Below are 6694 nucleotides of genomic sequence, written 5' to 3'. Positions count from 1 at the left end.
GCCGCCGTGACCGCTGCGGCCACACGGGCCACCGGCAAGCGCGAGCCGGCCGGTCGCCCCGCCCGCAGGAACACGGCCGCGCACCGGTTCCTGCGGCGCATCGCGAGCATCTTCACGCCGCTCATTCCCGCGCTGATCGGCGCGGGCCTGCTCAACGCGATCGCCGGGCTGTTGAAGGTCTGGGCTGCGCAGGCGCCTGCTGGAGGAGCCGGCACGCTGACGTTCGCCGCGACGGTCGCATCGATCGTCGGTTCGGCGTTTTTCGCGTTCCTCGTGATCCAGGTCGGCATGAACGCGGCCGCTGAATTTGGCGGCACGCCATGCCTCGGCGGGGCGACCGCAGGCATCCTGATCCTGCCCGCGATCGCGAAGCTGCCCGCGTTCACGCTGCCGATCATCGGCGAGATCGCGCTGAAGCCCGGGCAGGGCGGATTGATGGGCGCATTGCTGGCCGGCGCGCTGACGGCCGGCATCGAGCGCAGCGTGCGCGCGCGCATCGCATCGGCCGCCCAGACGCTGCTCGCGCCGACCGTCGCGCTGGGGCTCGCGGGCATCGCAACGCTGTTCGTCATCATGCCGGTCGCGGAGTTGCTGACGCAGGCGGTCGGCAGCCTGACCGCGACCCTGCTGCGCGCGGGCGGCATGCCGGCCGCGTTCGTGCTGGCCGCGTCGTTCGTGGGCCTGCTGATGTTCGGCCTGCATCAGGCGCTGATTCCGATCCACGCGCAACTGATCGCACAGTACGGCTACACCGCGCTGTTCCCGATTCTCGCGATGTCCGGATGCGGGCAGGCGGGCGCTGCGTTCGCGCTGTATTTCCGTACGCGGGACCCGCGCCTGAAGCAAACGATCCGGAATACGTTGCCGACCTGCATGCTCGGCGTGAGCGAGCCGCTGCTGTACGGCGTCACGCTGCCGCTCGGCCGCCCGCTGATCACGGCGTCGCTGGGCGGCGGGATGGGCGCGCTGGTGCTCGGTTATTGCGCCGCGCACGGGCACGACGTGGGGGCGACGACGATCGGCCCGGCCAACCTGATGCTGATCCCGCTCGTCACGGGGCCGATGGGGCTCGTGGCGAGCGTCGCGACCTACTGCGTGGCGGTGGCGGTCGCGTATGCGAGCGGCTTCGTGCTGACCTGGTTCTTCGGCCTGAGCGATGCGCAGCGGCGCGCCGACGGCGCGAGCGGCGTGGACGGCACGGAGCGCCAGCCCGCCGTCGCGGCCGCGCTGTAACGGGGTATCGCCCGGCGGGCGAAGGGGTGCGCCCGGGCGTGCTGTTCTTATAAATTCGGATAACTAAATCATGAAACGCGGGATTCTGTTGGGCGTGGCGCTGTCGTGGGCCGCGTTCGCGCATGCGCAGTCGAGCGTGCTCGTATGGGGCCGTCTGGGCGGGGACGTGCAGTACACGTCGAACGTGCAGACGGCGAACGGCGGCGCGGGCGCGAGATGGGCGGAGGGCAGCGACTGGGGCGTCAACATCCTGGGTTTCAAGGGGACGGAGGATCTCGGGCACGGCAATCACGCGATGTTCCTGCTCGAATCGGCGTTCACGCCGACCGGCTCGCTCGTGGCCGGGCTGATATTCCAGCGCGCCGCGTGGGTGGCGCTGAAGAACGATCGGCTCGGCACGATCCGCTTCGGCCAGGGGCCGATGGTCAACAACTACGTCTGGGAATTCGACCCGCTGCTCGAAGAGAACTTCGGCGCGCAGTCGTTCGTCGCGTATCGCAACGGGTCGCGGCTGTCGAACGGGATCCGCTACCTGTCTCCCGAACTGCACGGATTTTCGTTCGAGGCGGAGCTGAACCTCGGCAACAGTTCGGTCAATTTCAATTCCGGCGACCCGAACAACGCCGGCAAGGCCGGGCGGGCGGACGGCTTCGCGGCCGCCTACACGAACGGCGATTTCCAGGTGCGCGTGCTGTGGGACGAGATCCGCAACGCGCAGGGCAAGGAAGACAACCTGTTCCGCTATTCGCGTGAAGCGTTCGTCGGCATCCGCAACCGCTACGGCCCGTTCCAGGTCCAGGCGGCCTACACGCACTATTCGGCGCCGGATACACCGGCGGGCCTGTCGGACAGCGCCGACCTCTGGTGGGCAGGGCTCTCGTACGACGTCAATCCTGCGCTGCACGTGCATGGTGCCGTCTACACGATGCGCGTCGGGCCGGGGCGATGGACCGACGATCACGACGGCGTGGCGCGCACGACGATGCTCGGCGTTGGTTGCATGTACAACCTGTCGAAACGCACCTTCCTCTACAGCATGGCGGCCCACGTCTTCAACAGCGCGCAGGGGAATTTCGGCGTGAATCCGCAGAACCCGGGGCGCGGGCCGGGCGGCGCCGGCTGGGGCACCAATCCGCCGCCGGGGCAAGGCCAGAGCGGCCTGTATGCCGGCGTGGAGACGCTGTTCTGACGAGCGGCGGCGAGCGGCCCGGTACGTACGCCGGGCCGGATTTCCTGTATCCAACGATCGAGGTGATGACCATGAAGAAAAACGGATTCGTTCGCCGGGCCGCCGCGAGGATCGGCCTGCCCGTCGCGCTGCTGGCCCTGGGCGCGTGCATTGCCGCACCCGCGGCGCGGGCCGCCGGACCGTTCTCCGTGCTGGACAACACGGCTTATACCGACGTGTCGATCGGCCACGGCGCCGTCAAAATCAATTTCATCCCGGCGCGGTACTGCAAGCCGATCACGGTCGACGCGAGCGGTCGCGCCGTGCTGCCGACCCGCAGCGCGTGGATCAACCTGATCAACACGTATGATCCAACGCCCGCCGACGCGCCGGGCTATCTCGTGCTCGATTGCGAGGAACTGTACCTGACCGGCAGCAGCGCGACGGTCGCGAATCACCTGGCCATACTCAAGCAGCTGCAGGCATGGGCGCGCGAAGTGCGGCCCAATCGCGTGCTCGGCTGGTACGGGCTCGTCAACACGGCCCACATCAGCAGTACCGATCCGAATGCCGCGTATCGGGGCGTGGCCGAACTGATGGATCTCGATGGCGGGCGTACCGCGCATTTCCCGAGCGCGTACATTCGCGCGAACGGCACGGACTCGTGGACGGGCGTGGACTGGGCGACGCAGCTCAATCGCAACATCGCATCGGCCGCACAGGCTGATGCGCTGAGCAGCACGGGAACGCATCCGGTGTTCCCGTATCTGTGGCCGCAGTACTACGACAGGAACACCGTGCTCGTGCCGGGCAGCCGGTGGCAATACCTGCTGAACGACATCAGGGGCACGACGGCGAGCGGGTTCGTGATCTGGGGCGGGCAGAACCCCGCGGTCGAATACAACGGCAGCAACGGCGGAGCCGGTGAATGGGTCGGCGTGACGCAGACGTTTCTGGACGGTCTCGGCACAAGCAACTGATTGAAGGAGGGGGCTGGCCGGCTGTTGAAAGCGCCTCGTTTCGACCACGATGCCGCTGAATCCAGGCTATGCAAACAGCAATGGCCGCCCAGTCGCGTGGTCGAACGCGAGTGGGCGGATTCATGGCCGTAGCCGGTGATGGGCAGTTGGCGGACAACTCAGCGCTTGCCGAGATCCCCCGCTGCAGGCGCCAGCGCCCAGTCGAGCGCGAAGTCGGCAACATCCTCCCAGCCTTTCTCGCCACAGGTGTAGTGGCTGCGGCCGTTGAACAGCTTGTACGCCGAAATGGCCCGTGAGCCCTTCGCATTCCTTTCGAAATTCTCGCGCTGTACGGCCGGCGGCAGAATGTTGTCGTTGCCGCCGGCGATAAAGAGCAACGGTGCGCGATCGTCGTTCGCGAAGTTGTAGCTTGTCGTGGCATTCGGGGTGACGTTCGCGAACCCGCCTTGAAACAGGATGCGCCCTGACACGGGAACCGCGTAGCGGTCGTAAACCCGCTTCGATTCCTCGAGGCTCAGGTTGTTCGTGAACGCGTAGTGAAACTCTTTCTCGGTGATGGGCACCGCGCGATGCAGGTTGGCCGGATTGCGCAGGACCGGGAACGTCGCCTTGATCTCGCTGAACGGCAGCGCCCACACACCCTTCACCGCGGCGCCGTCGATCGACACACCGGCCGAGCCGTAACCCGCGTCGAGAAGAAGCTGGACGAACGCGCCGCCGAACGAATGCCCCATGATGATCGGCTTCGTGTCGAGCGCTGCGATGGTCCGGGCCAGGTGATCGAAGATCTCGCGCACGCCGAGATTCACCAGCGGCGAAGGATCGCGGCGGAGTGCCTCGACGCCGGCCGTGCCCGGCTGGACGCCCGGATACCCCGGCGTGATGACGCGCATGCCGCGCTGCTCGTAGCGAGTAACCCAATGTTCCCAGGACAACGGTGTCATCCACAGGCCGTGAATAAGTACAACCGTGTCGGTACGCGTTTCCGAATTCATATCCCTGCTCCTGTGATCGCTAGATGACGAAAATCACGCCCGTGAGACCTTGGTATTTCCGGTTGGGTCTGCCCCGTGCTTTGCCAGCATCGAAACAAGGGGTACTACGCGGTTGCCGTGCGCTACGTATCTTGAGAATAGTCTTTGACACCGGCGACGTTCAGCGTGAATGATGTGTCCATCATAAAGACCATCCGGGTACGCGACATGGCCAAAAAGCCGGAATTCTTTGCTCAAACGCCGACTGCGCTGGACGATGAGTCAGATCCGTTCGCCTTCAAGCGGGATGCCTTTTCCGACGTGCTGGAGCTGATCCGCATCCGCGGCAACACGGTCTTCACGTGCGCGGCATCCGCGCCTTTCGGCTTGCGCTTTCCTGCCGGCAAGTATCGTTTGCACATCATCCGCAGCGGCAGCGTGGCGATCGAAGTGGAGGGGCTCGACGAGCGGTATCACGCGTCGCAGGGAGACCTGGTCATGCTGATGCATGGTCACGGTCATGTCATCTCCGACCGGCCGGGCCGCTCCGCGAGGCTCGTCACGGATCTCGCGCCACAGTACTACGACCGCGAGCGCCTGACGATCGGGAGCGGAGACACCACCTGGCTGTGCGGCGACTTCGGATTCGACGGCGTGCTGTCGCAACGTTTGCTGTCCGTGCTGCCGCCGGTGCTGGTGCTGAAAGGGTTACGGGAGCGGCCGTTCGAGTGGCTGGAGCTGAGCTGTCATTTCATCCTCGACGAGGCACTGAGCCCGCGCGCGGGCGCCGCCGCGATGATCTCCCGGCTGCTGGATGTCATCTTCGTCCAGTTGCTGCGCACGTGGGCGACAGAGGGCTCGGCGGGGCACGGCTGGTTGTCCGGTGCGATCGATAGCCGGATCAACCCGGCGATGTCCGCGATTCACGCGGATCCCGGACGTGCGTGGAGCGTGAGTGATCTCGCCGAGTTGTCGAATCTGTCGCGGTCGGCTTTTGCGGACCGGTTCCAGCGCGTCGTGGGGCAGGCGCCGTTGAGCTATCTCACGACCTGGCGTCTGGATCGTGCGGCGGAGTTGTTGCGCTATAGCCGCGCGCCGATTTCGGATATTGCCGGTCGGGTTGGGTACACGTCGGAAGCGGCATTCAGTCGGGCGTTTCGCGGGCGGTACGAGATGTCGCCGATGCAGTGGCGGAAGGTGAATACGGAGTAGTGTGGGCCGGCTCCGATCCAGGCCTGACAGATGTCGTCGGCTAGGCATACGGACAATCAATCACGACGTAAACGACGTTTTTCCCTCATTTCACGCCGAATGGCGCTATCTGAGGGTTCCCCGTAAAATGCGACTTTCCGGGATTTTCAGTTGGCGACTTCGTCATGCATCGAATCGGATTCTTCGTTTGCCGTGGCTACGATGTGCTTGATCTGGGCGGGCCACTGTCGGCCTTCAATCAGGTGGCCACAGCGGCGGGCCATACGCCCTACGATCTCCATGTCATCTCGCAGTCCGGCGGCCCGGTTCGCGGCAATACGGGCCTCTCGATCGAGACGAAGCCGAGCGGCAGGCGCACGTTCGACACCGTCGTTTTCGTGGGCGGTGATGTCGATCCGATGCAGACACCCGAGAATATCGCCGCCGCCAGGAAACTGGGCGCGAGGGCTGCGCGGGTGGCGAGCGTGTGCACCGGCGCATTCCTGCTGGCGGAAACCGGCTTGCTGGACGGCTTGAGAGCCACGACGCACTGGCGATACGCCGCTCAGTTGCAGTCGCGCTTTCCTCTCACCAGGGTCGAGGGCGACAGTATCTATATCGAGGAGGGCCGCATCTGGACGTCGGCGGGTATCGCCTCCGGAATCGACCTGGCGCTCGGCTTGATTGAACAGGACATGGGCGCGGAGGTTGCGCGCGCCGTCTCCAGGCTTCTGGTTGTTCCGTATCGTCGGCCAGGCGGTCAGTCCCAGTTCTCCGCGATGTCGCAGATGGAGCCGGAATCGGATCGTATCCGCATCGCGCTGAATTTTGCGAGGGAGCATCTGGCCGAACCGTTGTCTGTCGAGCGGCTCGCCGACGCCGCAAGATTGAGCCCGCGACAGTTCGGACGCGCATTTCGCCGGGAAACCGGAGAAACACCGGCCAAGGCGGTCGAACGCTTGCGAGTCGAAGCGGCGAGGCTGCGCCTGCAGGGCGGTAGCGAACCGATCGAACAGATTGCGCTGGCCGTAGGGTTCACCGATCCGGAGCGGATGCGGCGGGCCTTCATCAAACTCCATGGGCACCCGCCGCAAGCGATTCGACGCGAGAGTCGATCGAACGGCACGCGCTGATCGCGAGCGCCGTTC

At 65.6% G+C, this 6694-nt stretch carries 6 protein-coding genes; 5 read left to right on the top strand and 1 reads right to left on the bottom strand.

Going from position 1 to position 6694, the window contains the following annotated elements:
- The 3 genes from G3O06_RS33690 to G3O06_RS33680 form a co-directional block, all read left to right on the top strand.
- Positions 1-1233 (top strand): PTS transporter subunit EIIC (locus tag G3O06_RS33690; RefSeq protein WP_205818791.1); only part of this gene is annotated, 1233 nt, incomplete at its 5' end.
- 70 nt (positions 1234-1303) lie between these two features.
- Complete coding sequence (locus tag G3O06_RS33685; RefSeq protein WP_174996744.1) at positions 1304-2422, top strand: porin; 1119 nt, start codon at positions 1304-1306, stop codon at positions 2420-2422.
- A gap of 71 nt (positions 2423-2493) precedes the next feature.
- Entirely contained in the window at positions 2494-3381 is an 888-nt protein-coding gene (locus G3O06_RS33680) for a hypothetical protein (RefSeq protein WP_205818790.1), read from the top strand.
- Between the two features lie 158 nt (positions 3382-3539).
- Here the strand turns inward: G3O06_RS33680 and G3O06_RS33675 are convergent, their stop codons facing one another.
- A complete protein-coding gene (locus tag G3O06_RS33675; RefSeq protein ID WP_205818789.1) occupies positions 3540-4376 on the bottom strand; it encodes an alpha/beta hydrolase in 837 nt (278 codons plus the stop codon).
- 165 nt (positions 4377-4541) lie between these two features.
- Between G3O06_RS33675 and G3O06_RS33670 the strand changes: the two genes are divergently transcribed.
- Both G3O06_RS33670 and G3O06_RS33665 read left to right on the top strand, forming a co-directional pair.
- The gene (locus G3O06_RS33670) at positions 4542-5567 is read left to right on the top strand and encodes an AraC family transcriptional regulator (RefSeq protein ID WP_205818788.1); all 1026 of its coding nucleotides are present in this window, start codon (positions 4542-4544) and stop codon (positions 5565-5567) included.
- 164 nt (positions 5568-5731) lie between these two features.
- Positions 5732-6679, top strand: coding sequence for a GlxA family transcriptional regulator (locus tag G3O06_RS33665; RefSeq protein ID WP_205818787.1), 948 nt, complete (start codon positions 5732-5734; stop codon positions 6677-6679).
- Positions 6680-6694 lie beyond the last annotated feature (15 nt).

This window comes from Burkholderia sp. Ac-20345, assembly GCF_017104825.1.
GTDB lineage: Bacteria > Pseudomonadota > Gammaproteobacteria > Burkholderiales > Burkholderiaceae > Burkholderia > Burkholderia lata_B.
The sequence above is the reverse complement of the archived record's forward strand: the minus strand, read 5'-3'. Positions and strand labels throughout refer to the sequence as shown.